General features: G+C 36.0%; 11 protein-coding genes and 2 tRNA genes. 7 read left to right on the top strand and 6 right to left on the bottom strand.

What is annotated here, in order from left to right; translation table 11 throughout:
* Positions 1–196: 196 nt before the first annotated feature.
* From I215_RS11605 to I215_RS11610, 3 genes are all read left to right on the top strand, one after another.
* Positions 197–2,311 carry a ribonucleoside triphosphate reductase gene (locus tag I215_RS11605; protein ID WP_008992161.1) on the top strand — a complete coding sequence of 705 codons (2,115 nt, stop codon included), beginning with the start codon at positions 197–199 and terminating at the stop codon, positions 2,309–2,311.
* An 81-nt stretch (positions 2,312–2,392) separates the two neighbouring features.
* Positions 2,393–2,554 (top strand): anaerobic ribonucleoside-triphosphate reductase, encoded by a 162-nt coding sequence (gene nrdD / locus I215_RS16190; protein WP_008992162.1) that lies wholly within the window; start codon positions 2,393–2,395, stop codon positions 2,552–2,554.
* Positions 2,514–3,224: an anaerobic ribonucleoside-triphosphate reductase activating protein gene (locus I215_RS11610; protein ID WP_051009185.1), complete on the top strand. Its 711-nt coding sequence runs from the start codon at positions 2,514–2,516 to the stop codon at positions 3,222–3,224. Before nrdD ends, I215_RS11610 begins: the two co-directional genes overlap by 41 nt.
* A 33-nt stretch (positions 3,225–3,257) precedes the next feature.
* On the opposite strand, the gene sppA is transcribed toward I215_RS11610, so the two are convergent.
* Positions 3,258–5,021, bottom strand: coding sequence for a signal peptide peptidase SppA (gene sppA, locus I215_RS11615; RefSeq protein WP_008992164.1), 1,764 nt, complete (start codon positions 5,019–5,021; stop codon positions 3,258–3,260).
* A 123-nt stretch (positions 5,022–5,144) separates the two neighbouring features.
* On the opposite strand from sppA, the gene folK reads away from it, so the two are divergent.
* Positions 5,145–6,305 (top strand): 2-amino-4-hydroxy-6-hydroxymethyldihydropteridine diphosphokinase, encoded by a 1,161-nt coding sequence (gene folK, locus I215_RS11620; RefSeq protein WP_008992165.1) that lies wholly within the window; start codon positions 5,145–5,147, stop codon positions 6,303–6,305.
* 146 nt (positions 6,306–6,451) lie between these two features.
* Here folK and I215_RS11625 read toward each other — a convergent pair whose 3' ends face one another.
* Positions 6,452–6,982: an RNA methyltransferase gene (locus I215_RS11625; RefSeq protein WP_008992166.1), complete on the bottom strand. Its 531-nt coding sequence runs from the start codon at positions 6,980–6,982 to the stop codon at positions 6,452–6,454.
* A gap of 239 nt (positions 6,983–7,221) precedes the next feature.
* Here I215_RS11625 and mutS point away from each other — a divergent pair, with 239 nt between their 5' ends.
* The 3 genes from mutS (at position 7,222) to I215_RS11640 (ending at position 10,107) form a co-directional block, all read left to right on the top strand.
* Positions 7,222–9,789: a DNA mismatch repair protein MutS gene (gene mutS, locus I215_RS11630; RefSeq protein ID WP_008992167.1), complete on the top strand. Its 2,568-nt coding sequence runs from the start codon at positions 7,222–7,224 to the stop codon at positions 9,787–9,789.
* Positions 9,790–9,923: 134 nt separating this feature from the next.
* Positions 9,924–9,996, top strand: a tRNA-Gly gene (locus I215_RS11635).
* 25 nt (positions 9,997–10,021) lie between these two features.
* Positions 10,022–10,107: transfer RNA gene (locus I215_RS11640), tRNA-Leu, on the top strand.
* Between the two features lie 344 nt (positions 10,108–10,451).
* On the opposite strand, the gene I215_RS11645 is transcribed toward I215_RS11640, so the two are convergent.
* The 4 genes from I215_RS11645 to I215_RS11660 form a co-directional block, all read right to left on the bottom strand.
* Positions 10,452–11,963, bottom strand: a complete 1,512-nt coding sequence (locus tag I215_RS11645) for a Fic family protein (RefSeq protein ID WP_008992168.1) — start codon at positions 11,961–11,963, stop codon at positions 10,452–10,454.
* A 196-nt stretch (positions 11,964–12,159) separates the two neighbouring features.
* Positions 12,160–12,399, bottom strand: a complete 240-nt coding sequence (locus I215_RS11650; protein WP_008992169.1) for a hypothetical protein — start codon at positions 12,397–12,399, stop codon at positions 12,160–12,162.
* Between the two features lie 376 nt (positions 12,400–12,775).
* Positions 12,776–13,372: a Fic family protein gene (locus I215_RS11655; RefSeq protein ID WP_008992170.1), complete on the bottom strand. Its 597-nt coding sequence runs from the start codon at positions 13,370–13,372 to the stop codon at positions 12,776–12,778.
* A gap of 349 nt (positions 13,373–13,721) precedes the next feature.
* Positions 13,722–15,140 carry a TolC family protein gene (locus I215_RS11660; protein WP_008992171.1) on the bottom strand — a complete coding sequence of 473 codons (1,419 nt, stop codon included), beginning with the start codon at positions 15,138–15,140 and terminating at the stop codon, positions 13,722–13,724.
* Positions 15,141–15,198: the final 58 nt, after the last annotated feature.

Below are 15,198 nucleotides of genomic sequence, written 5' to 3' on the forward strand. Positions count from 1 at the left end.
CTTGCTATTAATATGATTTATCGTAGGATACGAGCTTATGAACAATAAGGGGTTTTAACTGTTAATATCGTTATTAACCAAAGAGGCTACTGGATTGTTAATTAGTAATTTATTAAAAAGGACAATTTTATCTTATTATTTATAAATTTGTGAAACACCAATAAATAATAATGGCAAATCAATAGTTAAAAGTCCAATGAAAAACGTAGTTGTTAAAAGGTCAGGTGCCTATGTGCCTTTGGAAGGTTATAAAATACTCATCGCTTTGGATAAAGCCTTTAGTAGCGTTCAACAGACCACCGATACGAAGGTCTATAATCGACTTATGCGTAAAATAGAGCAAAAAACCGTACTATCGGTGGAAGATATTCAGGATTCCATTGAAAGAGAACTTTTTGATGCTGGATATTTTGAAGTTTTGCGTTCTTTTACCCTGTACCGTTACACTCGTAAAATGCAACGAGAAAACAGTGCTGGTTTTAATCCCTTCACCACCTATGTGGACAGCACTCAGTCAGTAGCTGAATATATCGAACAAACCGATTGGAGAATTAACGCCAATGCAAACACCTCCTACTCCAACGCAGGACTTGTCAACAATGCTGCGGGGAAATTAATCGCCAATTATTGGCTGGACCAAGTTTATTCCAAAATAGAAGGCCAGGCACACCGTTGTGGAGATTTACATATACATGATCTGGATTGTTTGACAGGTTATTGTGCTGGATGGAGCTTAAGGGTACTGCTTGATGAGGGTTTTAATGGTGTACGGGGTCGCGTGGAAAGTCGTCCTCCAAATCACCTTAGGGAGGCGCTGGGGCAAATGGCTAACTTTCTAGGAATTCTACAAAGTGAATGGGCAGGAGCTCAGGCATTTAGTTCCTTTGACACTTATTTAGCTCCCTATGTTTTTAAAGATCAACTTTGCTTCGAAGAAATATTAAAGGCGGTGCGTAGCTTTGTCTACAACCTCAACGTTCCGGCACGTTGGGGTCAATCACCCTTTACTAACATTACTTTGGATTGGGTGGTTCCTGAGGATTTAAAAACGCAAATTCCTACCCGCCAAGGCAAACACTTGTTTGAAGGGGTAGATAATCAAATATTATTGGAACTAGCTAAGGAAAGAGGCGCAGAGGATCTTTCTGAGTTAAGGTATGAACATTTTAGCCACGAAATGCAATTGATAAATAGAGCCTATTACCAAGTCATGACTGAGGGAGATGCCTCTGGGCAGCCATTTACCTTCCCTATTCCAACAGTGAATATTACAGAAGACTTTGATTGGCATGGTCCTAACACAGATATTTTGTTTGAAAATACCGCAAAAATAGGCTCGTCTTACTTTCAAAATTTTATAGGAAGTCAGTATGTGTTAAACGATAAAGGAGAGCGTGTTCCTAATCCAAACGCCTATGCTCCTAATGCCGTAAGAAGCATGTGTTGTAGACTTCAACTGGACCTTCGTGAACTTTTAAAGCGCGGAAATGGTCTTTTTGGAAGCGCCGAAATGACAGGTAGTCTTGGTGTAGTAACTCTTAATATGGCTAGGTTAGGTTTTTTATACCCTGGTAAGAAACAAGCATTATTTCAGGCCATGGATCATTTATTGGATTTAGCCAAGTCAACACTGGAGAAAAAACGGGTATTTGTCCAACAGATGTTTGATCGGGGCTTATATCCTTATACGCGTCGTTATTTGACTCATTTTAGAAATCATTTTTCCACCATTGGCGTCAATGGGATGAATGAAATGGTGAGAAACTTCACAAAGGATCGTCACGATTTAACCGATCACTTTGGACATGAAATGGCCCTAGAGATCCTCGATCATATACGTAAGCGTTTACAAACATTTCAAAAAGAGACTGGGAATTTGTACAATCTTGAAGCCACCCCGGCTGAAGGTACAACCTATAGATTTGCAAAGGAAGATTTAAAACGATATCCAAATATTATACAGGCGGGGACACCCGAAAATCCGTATTACACCAATAGCTCACAATTGCCTGTAGATTATACCGAGGATCCTTTTGAAGCTTTACTAATGCAGGATGAATTACAATGTAAGTATACAGGGGGAACGGTGCTTCATTTGTACATGAATGAAAAAATCAGTTCTCTGGAGTCTTGCCGTGAGTTTGTAAAAACTGTTCTGACAAAATTTAAACTCCCTTACATCACTCTCACCCCTGTTTTTAGTATATGTCCAGTACATGGGTATCTAAATGGAGAACATGAATATTGTCCGCAGTGTGATCAGGTACTTTTGGATAAAATGGAGTCGGAATTGGAAGTATTGACAAAATAAGAGATAAGGCATCTTCTATGGAATTTCGAAAACTAGATATACTAACTGTCTGAGAGGAATCAGACCTTAAATTTTAAAATAATGAAAACAGTCCTACAAAAAGATTTAAGCTCCTTAAATGAATTACGAACCAAGTGTTTGGTATATACCAGAGTAATGGGATACCACAGACCTGTTGAAAGTTTTAATATCGGAAAAAAAGGTGAACACAAGCAACGTAAACATTTTAGAGAGAACTGCTAAAAGCATTTACTCAATTACCCCCTTTACCCTACTTGATTTCCCAGGGCATCCAGCCTGCATTTTTTGGTTTAGCGGTTGTAACATGAGGTGTTCATATTGTTATAACCCTGATATCGTTTTAGGCAAAGGTACCCTTAGGTATAAAGATGCCCTGGGATTTCTAAAAACTCGAATTGATTTGTTAAATGGGGTGGTGATGAGTGGTGGTGAATGCACCTTACACACTCATTTTATAGAATTTGTTACTTCGGTAAGAAAGTTGGGCTTTTTAGTTAAAGTGGATACCAATGGCAGTAAGACAGAAGTGCTTGATTCTTTGCTTAGCGATAAATTAATAGATTATGTGGCCTTGGATTTTAAGGCCATGCCTGATAAAGAAATCGCTATAACTGGTGGAAGGTTTTTTAAGGAATTCTCTGCTACTTTAGAGCTTTTGCTCTTAAATGATATACCATTCGAGGTTCGAACTACTGTACACCAGAGTCTTCTCACCTCAGCTGATATCATAACGATGAGTGAATTTTTAAATCAAAAACTGTATAAGGGAGTGTATTACTTGCAAAATTTTAAAAGTGGCGTTCCTACCTTGGGAAATATCAAATCAAATAGAGCTTCCATAGACCTTATGGCCTTAGAAAGCTCTAAGATTCCTATTGTGATTAGAAACTAAATTTTTAGATCGAAAATAAATTGGGTTACCTCATTAATGTATGGTGATCTCAAAAGGCAATCTTGCTTGTACGCCTTTTTTGGTACCAACTGCTTTTAATTGCTGCATTACCTTATAAAATTCTTCTCCCAGTTCTTCTTTTAACAGTTCTTCCTTGGTTTGTGCAAAGCCAAAACCAGACAACCCTCTGAGGAGTTCCTCAATTGAGGTCTCATATACCGGGTAGTTTTCAATGCTATAGGTGCTAATACCAGTGGAACTAACGGCGTACTGAATCGCATCGTCAAGACCGCCTATCTCGTCTACCAAACCTTTCTCTAAAGCTTGTTCACCTGTCCAAACTCGGCCTTGAGCTACTGCATCCACCTCTGAGATAGACATAGATCTACCTTGAGCTACTTTTTTTAAGAATGTTTGATAAAAGTCCTCAATACCCGTTTTCATATAGTCTTTGAAGTCTTCCGATGCTGGCTCAAAAACGCTATAAGCAGTAGAGTTTTTATTGGTATTGACTTGTTCGGCATTAATTCCCCAATTTTCCGCCAAATTACTCACATTTGGTATGGTAGCAAAGACCCCTATTGATCCCGTTATAGTACTTGGTTCAGCAAATATTTTATCACCAGCAACAGCCATATAATATCCTCCAGATGCTGCCAAATCTCCCATTGATATGATCACTGGTTTTATTTCTTTTGTCACTTGGATTTCTCTCCAAATAATATCTGAGGTGATGGCCATTCCACCAGGTGAATTAATTCGGAGTACGATGGCTTTAATGCGCTCATCTTCTCTAGCTTTTTTAAGGGACTTAAACATGATGTCTTGTCCGATGTAATTGTCATTTCCTTTTCCATAGCCTATCTCCCCTTGAGCATAGATTATGGCGATTCTATCATTCTCCTTCTTTTTTAATATTTTGGAGGCATACTCTGCGTAATCCAAAATATTAATATGGTCTAAATCTTGGTCTGAAGAAAGCCCTAATTGCTGCTTAATTGAACTTATATATTGATCCATATAGGCAAGACCATCGACAAAATTATTTTCAAGTGCAAGCTCTGGGGTTCTAGTGGCCAAATTATCCGCATAGGTATTGAGCTCTTGTTTTGTCATAGATCTACTTTCTCCGATGTCCTCTAAGTATGTATCCCATACAGAGAGTAGCAATTCTGAAATTTGTTGTCTGTTTTCAGGACTCATGGTGTTGGACAGAAAGGGCTCAACAGCGCTTTTGTATTTCCCGTGTCTTATCACCTCCATTTTTATTCCTGAATTTTCTTGAAGTTCTTTAAAAAACAATACTTCAGAGGAAAGTCCACGAAAATCTAATGTTCCAGTAGGGTTTAAAAATACAGAATCTGCAACAGAGGCTAAATAATAATCTTTTTGCATGTACATATCACCATAGGCATAAACAAACTTCCCAGATTCTTTAAACTCTAATATAGCATCTCTGATCGATTTTGTGGTAGCTGCACCCGTGGTTAGAAAAGAACTGTGAATACTAATTCCTTTTATTTTATGATCTTCAGCTGCATTTTTTATGGCAAATAAAACATTATTCACCCCATTGTACTCCTCAAACTGATAGTCCAAATCCGTAAACTTGTATTTACCTCCGTAGTCCTTTAGTGGCTGATCGAAGGCAATCTCTAGTATGGAATTGTCTTTTACAATAATTGGTTGTTCAGCACTTCCAGCTATGGTAGCGATTATAAGGAAAAACATAAATGCAATTCCAAAAGCAATTAGGGTCCCTAAAATTGCTGCTAATAAATTTCTTAAAAACTTCATATTTTTTTTCTCAATGATAGTCAAAGATAATTGCCTACACCCAAAAAACAAACAATTCTATCACATTAAATGGTTATAGAATTAAGCGATTGTTTATAATTTTTTTTCAAAGCACCATTTTTAATGACCCTTCTTTTGTTTCTTTGCATGGTGGAACATTTAATCAAACGCGCATATCTGTCAGTAGGAAGTAATTTAGGAGATCGCCAAGCAAATTTGCAAACAGCCATCGAACTTCTAAATGAAAAAGCAGGAAATATTGTCTGCTGCTCTTCTGTTTACCAAACTCCTGCTTGGGGTTTTAAAAGTGATGATTTCTATAATATCTGTTTAGGTATAGATACGCCCTTCACTCCCAAAGAATTACTGGATTGTATGCTGAGTATTGAAGCCACTCTGGGTAGAACACGTGATCCCAATGCTGAACATTATGCAGCACGAACCATAGATTTAGACATCCTATTCTATCACGATTACATCATTGAAGATGAACAATTAATAGTTCCTCACCCTTCAATGCAGCTTAGGCGATTTGTATTGGAACCCTTAGCTCAGATTATACCAGGTAAAATACATCCTGTTTTAAATAAAACTGTAAGTGAATTATTGGAGCAGTGCGAAGATCAAAGTGGGATTGAAAAAACGGACCTTCAACTCCAATTCCAAAAAAACAATTTCTCAAAATTTAGATTTATTGCCATTGAAGGTAACATTGGTGCCGGCAAAACTACCTTGGCTACAAAAATTGCCGAGGATTTTAACGGACAGCTTATTTTAGAACGTTTTGCGGATAACCCTTTCCTTCCCAAATTCTATGAGGATCAAAATCGTTATGCTTTTACTTTGGAGATGTCTTTTTTAGCGGATCGTTACCAGCAATTTACAAGCGATACCTCTAAGCCGAACTTGTTCAACAATTTCATGATTAGTGACTACGACATCTTTAAATCCTTGATTTTTGCTAATGTCACCTTGCAAAAGGAAGAGTTTGACTTATACCGTAAGCTCTTTAACATCATGTATAAAGAAGTAGTTAAGCCAGATATCTACGTGTATTTATTTCAAAGTCATGAGCGCCTTTTAGAAAATATTAAAAAGCGTGGTCGTGAGTATGAACAACAAATAGATCCTAGTTATTTAAAAAGTATAAACTCTGCCTACTTACAGTTTATAAAATCTCATCCAGAAATAAACCCTATCATCATAGATGTCACGGAGTTAGATTTTGTGGAACACCAGAGAGACTATCAGTTTATCATCGATAAAATCCACCAAAACGGTTAAGACCTCTTGGACATTTTTAGAATTTTTTAAGAAATATTTTGGTTTATTGCTTATTCTTCACTTAATTCGTGGGGCAATTTTATAGTAGGAAACTAGCTAACTTTACTTAATATATTTCTTGGGATTCGTTTAACGGGTCCCTTTTTTTAGCGCGATAATTTTGCAAACAGATCCCAGATAACAACTCCAGCACTTACAGAGATATTTAAAGAATGTTTTGTTCCAAATTGAGGTATTTCAACAACGTGATCAGTCTTACTTACAATTTCTTGCTGTACTCCTTTGACTTCATTCCCAAATACAACGGCGTACCTGTTAGTAGGCTCCACTTCAAATTGATCTAACATGGTCGCATTTTCTGCTTGTTCTATAGATACGGTAATTACTCCTTTTTCTTTTAAAGCATCTATGACTTGAGCTGTATTCTCCACATATTCCCAATCCACACTCTGCGTTGCACCGAGTGCAGTTTTATGTATGTCTTTATGAGGTGGTGTTGCGGTAATCCCACACAGGTAAATTTTTTCAATTAAAAATGCGTCTGCTGTACGGAAGACAGAACCGATATTATTTAAACTCCTGATATTATCTAGTACTATTGTAATAGGGGTTTTTGGAGCTTTTTTAAAAGCTTCTACTTCTAGTCTATTTAACTCGCTGTTTTTTAACTTTCGCATTAATCTCAATTTTAGGGCAAAAATAACCAAATATCACCCGGAAAGGCAAATGGTCTTCTAAAAAGGGAATTAAAATGATCACCTTAAATTATATGGGATTATTTGAAAGTGATATTTTTAAAGATTGTACTTAAAACTTCCCTTAGAAATGGAATTTCAGCATAAAAAATAATACTTTCGTCAAAGAACATAAAAAACATATTTTGGCAGCTTCTAAAACTAAAAAAGTAACTCCTTTAATGAATCAATACAATAGCATTAAGGCAAAGTATCCTGACGCCTTACTATTGTTTAGAGTTGGTGATTTTTATGAAACCTTCGGCGAAGATGCCGTTGTGTCCGCCAAAATATTAGGAATTGTTCAAACGCATCGGAATAATGGAGGTGACAGAACCGAGCTAGCAGGTTTCCCCCACCATTCGTTAAATACGTATTTACCTAAATTGGTAAAGGCTGGTAAACGGGTGGCTATTTGTGATCAATTAGAAGATCCAAAGCTCACTAAAAAAATTGTAAAAAGAGGGGTTACTGAACTCGTCACCCCTGGGGTGGCACTTAATGATGATATTCTTGCTGCTAAATCCAATAATTTCCTTTGTGCTATTCACTATGATAAAAAGCAATTAGGAATTTCTTTTTTAGATATCTCTACGGGAGAATACCTCGCAACTGAAGGTTCTAAGGATTATATCTCTAAATTACTTCAAAACTTTTCTCCAAGTGAGGTGTTGGTTTCTAAGAAATTCAAAACACAATTCAGAGCGGACTTCACAAAAGAATTACATGCATTTTTTGTAGAGGACTGGGTGTTCCAAGAAGATTATGCCAACGAGACCTTAAATGAGCACTTTCAAACTAAATCACTCAAAGGCTTTGGGGTTGATCAGCTAAAATATGGGATTATCGCTTCGGGCGCGATCCTATATTATCTCTCTGAGACACAAAATAAAAAATTAGACCATATCACTTCTATTTCACCTATTGCCCAGGAGCAGTATGTGTGGATGGATCGTTTTACAATCAGAAACCTAGAACTTTACAACACTGGACACGCTAATGCGGTTAGTTTATTGGATGTAATTGATAAAACAATTTCGCCAATGGGTGGTAGACTGCTCAAAAGATGGCTAGCACTCCCTCTTAAAAATATCCATGATATTAAACAAAGGCATCAAATTGTAAGTTTCTTTAAAAATGATCAAAATCTAAGGAACTGGTTTCGGGAGCAAATTAAACAAATCAGTGATTTAGAGCGCTTGATATCTAAAATTGCCACTGGAAAAATAAGCCCGAGAGAAGTGGTTTATTTAAAAAATTCTTTAGATGCTATAGAGCCAATAAAAAATGCTATTGATCAAAGTGAAAACGAGAATCTAATTGCACTTGGAGCTCAAATAAATGTATGTAAAGCACTTCGTGATCGTATTAAGCAAACAATACATCCAGAGGCCCCTACCAACATTTCAAAGGGAAGTACTATTGCAAAAGGGTTCTCTGAGGAGCTCGATGAATTACGTGGGTTAGCCTATTCTGGCAAGGACTACCTTGATAATATGCTTAAGAGGGAGACTCAAAACACAGGGATTAGCTCACTTAAAATCGGCAGTAATAATGTGTTTGGATATTATATTGAGGTAAGGAATTCTCACAAGGATAAGGTCCCAGAACATTGGATACGAAAACAAACTTTAGTAAATGCCGAGCGCTACATCACCGAGGAATTAAAAGAGTATGAGGCTAAGATTTTAGGTGCAGAAGAAAAAATTGCAAGCTTGGAACTTCAATTATTTAACCAATTAGTTCTTTGGATGCATTCTTACATACAACAGGTGCAAAAAAACGCCTCTATCATAGCTCAATTGGATTGCTTATGTGGCTTTGCTCAACTTGCACAGGAAAACAATTATAATCATCCTGAATTGGATGAAAGTTTTGATATAGATATTGTAAACGGGAGGCACCCAGTTATTGAAAAACAATTGAATCCTGGGGAGTCTTATATTGCAAATAGTACTTTTTTAGATAGAAAGGATCAGCAGATTATTATGATTACTGGACCTAACATGAGTGGTAAATCTGCGATATTAAGGCAAACAGCGCTTATCGTTTTGTTGGCGCAAATGGGAAGTTTTGTTCCTGCTGAAAAAGCGCGCATCGGTATTATTGACAAAATCTTTACACGTGTTGGAGCAAGTGATAACATTTCTCTTGGGGAATCCACATTTATGGTGGAGATGAACGAAACTGCCTCTATATTAAATAATAGTTCGCAACGAAGTTTAATTCTATTAGATGAAATTGGAAGAGGAACTAGCACCTATGATGGTATTTCTATTGCGTGGGCCATTGCGCAGTACATCCATGAGCATCCGCATAGGGCTAAGACATTATTTGCAACCCACTATCACGAACTTAATGAGATGAGTTCTACATTTGACAGAATAAAAAATTACAATGTATCTGTAAAAGAACTCAAAGACAATGTATTGTTTTTAAGAAAATTAGAGCCAGGAGGTAGCCACCATAGTTTTGGTATTCATGTAGCTAAGATGGCTGGTATGCCGCAACAGGTGATTCACCAGGCGAATAAGATCTTAAAACAGTTGGAGAAATCTCATAGTAGTGATGAGTTGACAGATAAACTTAAAACGACCCAACAAGACATGCAATTGAGTTTCTTTAATCTCGATGATCCTTTATTGGAAGAGATTAAAGAAGAAATATTAGGAACAGATATCGACACCCTAACCCCTGTTGAGGCGCTGATGAAATTAAATGAGATTAAAAGAATGCTGGGAAAGAGTTAGTTAAACTCTGAAAAAAATGAAATCCATTCTTTTTCAAATAAATGCTTTGCTTTTTGAAGAATTGTATTAAATTTGCATCCGCATTGAAGAAAATATAAGCCTACAAACTTATATTGACAACGTTCATAAAAATCGCGAAAATAGCTCAGTTGGTAGAGCGCAACCTTGCCAAGGTTGAGGTCGCGGGTTCGAATCCCGTTTTTCGCTCAGGCATACCAATATAATATATTTTGCTCGAGTGGTGGAATTGGTAGACACGCTGGACTTAAAATCCAGTGGGCAGTAATGTCCGTGCGGGTTCAAGTCCCGCCTCGAGTACAGAAAACCCCTGTAGAACATTGTTTTTACAGGGGTTTTTGATTTTCAGATAACAAAAAGGTGGTAGATTTTTGATTGATTTCAAAAATCTTATTTTATAGCTTTCCAATAGCCTTACAGAATTCCTCTCTTTCCAAAAAAATCACTTTAACCTAATGCTGGGTAGTTTTAAATTTTTTAACTAGGGCGCCTATGACTCTATTGCTAACTCTTAAAATATAGTAGCTTCTTTAGCAATAATATGTTATAGACACAAACTGTTTAAGGTTTTGGTTCTTGTATTTCATTTAATTGAGCAGAGCTAGACTGGGATTTTAGGTTAGAGAGTGAGCGAATATTGGAGTTTATTTAATTTCCCCTCCCCTTTTTGTCAACCTATACTTTTGCTTACTGCTTTTGGGTTTATCAGGGATAGTCATTTCAATTAATTCCGTCTCAAGGGCAGGTTGTAAATAATTTTCCCGGAAATTTTTCCTATCCGATAAGCTGAGTAATTCTTGTAATTCCAGTCTATTATGCTCTCCTGTAATAACCTTTAACAGACTTTTTACTTGGGGGGTGACTTGGGGGGTGACTTGGGGGGTGACTTGTTCGCTTTCCCAATCTTCCATATGTACTTCAGGGTGTATGGGTAGCCTAACCAACACATAAGTTCTTTCATCTGTTTCAAAAATTGGATTAGGAGAACCGTTATTAGCCATGGCATTGTATATAGTAGGAACACCTGTTCCACGCCCTTCTGTAAGGTGTAGTTCTTTTAAAAAATCGCCAATTCTTCTGTTTCTGTATTCCCTGGCAATGATTTGTTTTTGTGTTGAAAGAATTTTAGCATTCACTGGAGGAATTGGCCCTGGATGACTTAATACGGTTATTTCATTTGGAAACACTTGAACCTCTATCGGTGATCCCAATTCATAACTTTTGTGATATACCGCATTCGATAAAGTTTCCTCTATAGCTTCAAAAGGGTAGTTGTAGAAACGATCGGATTCTGCTTTTTCTTTACGCTTAATCACACTCTCTTTTATGACATTCACTTTTATATAGGCAAGAGCATCCCGCAATTGAAGTTGAATAGGTCCTTCAAAATTAATTTCTTCAAACTGTTTTCCTGTTAAATCTTTATGTAACACAAGCTCAATCCTAGTTCTGGTAAAAAAGTGCTCCGGTTTTTTACAGAACATTAAAAGTCCCACATTTACTGGTCTAATATCTTCATTAGGCCCTTTAGCTATTAGCATGGTGCGGCAAAGATCAGGGAAACTCATTTTAGTGCTTTCTGAAAACAAACTGCTTTTCACTTCCTGCAAATGCGCTTGAATCAACCCTAGATCAAGATCATTAATAGAAGCTTGGTTGTTTAATCGGTCATCAAAAGGGATACGAGCTGCTAACTCTTGGAGTCTTCTCAAATTTTCTCCCTGGGCTTTGACACTACTGGAAGCAATCCTAACATAAGAAAAACGACTTGCCCCTTTCCCTAAGCTTTCAGGTACGTAATAAGGCCTATGATCTCCTGCTGGACACCAAATCACTAAAATATACCGACCATCTAAAAGAAATGGTTGAGTAATAGGGAAATAATTAGGGGAAAATTTATGCCCTAACCGTATAATTTCCTTTTGAATTGGATCTAATTTATTTTGATTCAATCCTTTAGCAGGAAATATCGGCTGTCCTTCATTTTCTTCGACACCAATAACAATGTAACCACCACCCCAATTGTGCAAATCGTTGGCAAAAGCACACATAGAACGGATAACCACTTCAGGATTCCAACCTTTTTTAAATTCTAGTCGTTCCCATTCAATGGTTTTACCATGAACTAATTCTTCAATATTTATTGGTAATGCCATATCAGATAACTTTCATTGATTGATTGTTTGAATAATTGCGTTAAAAATGTGAATATCAGATTACAGATCTTTTAAAATCAACTTGACGAAATAAAACGAACAAAGATTTTCCTTAGGTTCACTTGGACTGGTAAAATTTAATTTGTTACCTATGATTAACAATACGTTACTGTTCACAGAGAATCAGGTAATTCCCTCAATTCTTCTTTAGTTTTGATTTTTTGGTGCCATATTCAACTTTAGCTTCCTGAACCGCCATTTGTATTTTCTTTTCCATCTCTGGAGAAATCTGTAAATCATTAGAATGGATAGGTGTAAGAATATAAGCTTGTTTCTTTCCTCGTTTAATTATAACCTTTTCTCCCTTGTCCGCAAGTTCGAAATAAGCTCTTTGTTTTTCTCTAAACTCACGACTTGTAATTTCTATGACTTTCATAATTCAATTATTTTATTTGTGTACACAAAATGGTTCACAAATATAATAATGATTATCGATTCAGAACATTGGAAAGGAGAAAAATTTTATCCTACTTTGAGATTGAGACAATCTAAGGAGGAATCTAAGTAACAATACAACAAGTTGATCGTATTTGCGGCGAAATCCATATTACGAATAATGAAAAATATGATACAGCTTTAAACACTAATAGTACATTAAACATTAAGATTTAGAGGCTTTCCTATTAACATTAGAGGAGGCTCTGGCTCTCCCATTGGAGCAAAGAAAATATTAAAACATAATTATGAAGAATCGGAAACTTTCAAAATAAATATTGCAATCAAGCCCAGAGTCACTGTTAGATGTATTCAAATTACAAGATCATCCTGAATCCTTTACCTTTATCATTCAATTTATTGATCCTTATTTGATTAAGCATAGTTTCATTTAGCTTCTTCTTTATATAATTCAAAATTAAGTAGGGTTGGCTTTCAAGATACTGTTCGATAAGGAGGGAATTATAATTCTTGTTCTTATCTTCATACACAAACAAAAGATAACCCTCTTTCATTGTTAAAAAATTAGTCAATAGTCGACCTGTTCTTTTGTTACCCTCCACAAAAGGTTGGTGCAGCCATAGTTCCTGTGCCAAAAAAGCTGATCTCTCAAATACATCTTTTTCAGTGCGACGGATAGATTCAATGAGATTACTCATATTTTGACTCACATTGTCTGGATTGCTCAATGGCTCTTGACGAAGTAATTCTTTATTTCCTTGACTTATTCTAATAAGGTTTTGGCTCCTTTTAATCTCCCCTTCCTCTTGACCTTTGTTTTTTGCATCAAAATAAGAATCGTCATCTTTCCATAATGAGCCAATCACTAACCAATTTAATTCAAGGATCAGAGAAATGCTTAAATGCTCATCACATCTTACTGCTTTAAGTATGCGGGTCAATGCTTTATACATACCTTTTTGTTCGAGAATATCTGAGGTTCTGATGTTGTTGTTCCCAGTAATTGTATTGGAAGATAACAGCTGGGTTGTTTGAGAAAGTGTTAGCTTATTACCTTCTAATTTATTGGTGCATATACATATCGGTACATAAGTGCTCTCTCTTCTTCTAGTGAGAGAACTGTGTCAATGGCCTTGAATTCAGTATATGTTTTTTTTAAATCCATAATAATATCTTAATGCTCATTTAGCAGGATTTAGAAGCAGCTTAATTTTAACATAAAAGGTAACTAAAAGAAATTTAATTTATCAAGTAAAGTGAATATAATCTGATTTACTTCTATCACCTATATGATAACGGGGATCAGACCCCTCTGTAATATTCTAAAACTCGCACCCTTAATAAATATTCATATTTAGAATTTGCTAGATTAATCATTGCATTGTCCATGTTATTTTTACTGGTCAGGTATTCCACAATATTTGAAACTCCATTGTTAAACCTAATTTCATTAATTCTAAAAGACTCATCAAACGCCTCTGATTGCTCTTGATAAATATAATATCGCTTCAAAGCTGATTCCATCTGTAAATATGCATGTTCAATTGCATTCTTAAACTCGCGCTTCGTATTTAGTAAATCCAATTTTGTCTCTTCGAGCTTTATTTTCCCCAAGGCTACATTATTTTTGGACTCAAACCCATTGAGCAAAGGGATCGTCACAGCAATACCAAAGGAGGTGTAAACGTTATTTTTGAGTTGATCCATATAATCAATTTCCTCTCCATAAAATAAAGTTTCATTTTCCATTACTGGATAATTAACATCATCAATAGTTATAAACCCTCCAGTTTCAACAAGAGAAGTACCCTTTTCAGAAAATAACTGTGCAGCACTTGAATAGTTGGTATTTAATTGACCAAATAAAGATACCTCGGGAACATAGCCAGATTGTGCTACTTTCACCTCCATTTTTGCAGCATTCAACCTAGACGCCTTCGCTTTGAATGTAGCTAGATTCGCTAAGGCTTCTTTGTAAACCTCTTCAGAGGTGTACTGATAGTGCCTGATATCATCCTTAATATGCATGTTTACAAATTCTGCTTCAATATGGGGTTCCATATTTAATAAAAGAAATAAATTCAGTTTAGCTTCCTCAAGGTTATTATTTGCATTTATAACATTGGTCATATCTGAGGCTAACTGTCCTTTCATGTCCATATAATCGGCTGGATTTCCTACCTCTTCTTCATAAAGTGACTTTAATCTCTTTAATTGATTTTTTGTTGTTTCTAATCGTGAATTAGCCAATTGTAATAAATCTTTACTACTGAGTATTTGAAGGTAATTTAACGTCACCTCTAAAATTAAATTTTGCTTTTGCTCTTCCACTTCCATTTTAGCAGCATTCAATTCATATTTTTGACTACGAATAGTATTTAAAAGTTTAAAACCGTTGAAAATGGTGAGATTAAGATTCAGTCCAGCGTTAGAGAATGTCAACTTTTGATCTACGTAATCGTTAGTATACGGATCGATGCTACGTCCGTTACTAACACCTAAATTATAATTACCATTTAGTGTAGGGAGCATTTGGGATTTAGATTGTTTAAAACTTACAGATGAAGCGTCTTTTGACAACCTTGATCTCTTTAAATCAAGATTATTATCCAAAGCCATTTCAAGGCATTGCTCTAATGTTAGAGTTAATTCTGTGTTCTGCTGAGCAAAACATAATACGCTAGCTAAAAGATATATAAGTACAGTTATTATCTTAATCATAATTGAATTTGATTGTTTAAAAAAGTAAAAAAGAGTACTCTTCTGCTGCTATTATAGC

The organism is Galbibacter marinus, from assembly GCF_000300875.1.
Classification (GTDB): domain Bacteria; phylum Bacteroidota; class Bacteroidia; order Flavobacteriales; family Flavobacteriaceae; genus Galbibacter; species Galbibacter marinus.

Coding starts and splice junctions, on each gene's coding strand:
- I215_RS11605 (WP_008992161.1), top strand. CDS start 197: ATGAAAAACGTAGTTGTTAAAAGGTCAGGTGCCTATGTGCCTTTGGAA.
- nrdD (WP_008992162.1), top strand. CDS start 2,393: ATGAAAACAGTCCTACAAAAAGATTTAAGCTCCTTAAATGAATTACGA.
- sppA (WP_008992164.1), bottom strand. CDS start 5,021: ATGAAGTTTTTAAGAAATTTATTAGCAGCAATTTTAGGGACCCTAATT.
- folK (WP_008992165.1), top strand. CDS start 5,145: ATGACCCTTCTTTTGTTTCTTTGCATGGTGGAACATTTAATCAAACGC.
- I215_RS11625 (WP_008992166.1), bottom strand. CDS start 6,982: ATGCGAAAGTTAAAAAACAGCGAGTTAAATAGACTAGAAGTAGAAGCT.
- mutS (WP_008992167.1), top strand. CDS start 7,222: ATGAATCAATACAATAGCATTAAGGCAAAGTATCCTGACGCCTTACTA.
- I215_RS11645 (WP_008992168.1), bottom strand. CDS start 11,963: ATGGCATTACCAATAAATATTGAAGAATTAGTTCATGGTAAAACCATT.
- I215_RS11650 (WP_008992169.1), bottom strand. CDS start 12,399: ATGAAAGTCATAGAAATTACAAGTCGTGAGTTTAGAGAAAAACAAAGA.
- I215_RS11655 (WP_008992170.1), bottom strand. CDS start 13,372: ATGTATAAAGCATTGACCCGCATACTTAAAGCAGTAAGATGTGATGAG.
- I215_RS11660 (WP_008992171.1), bottom strand. CDS start 15,140: ATGATTAAGATAATAACTGTACTTATATATCTTTTAGCTAGCGTATTA.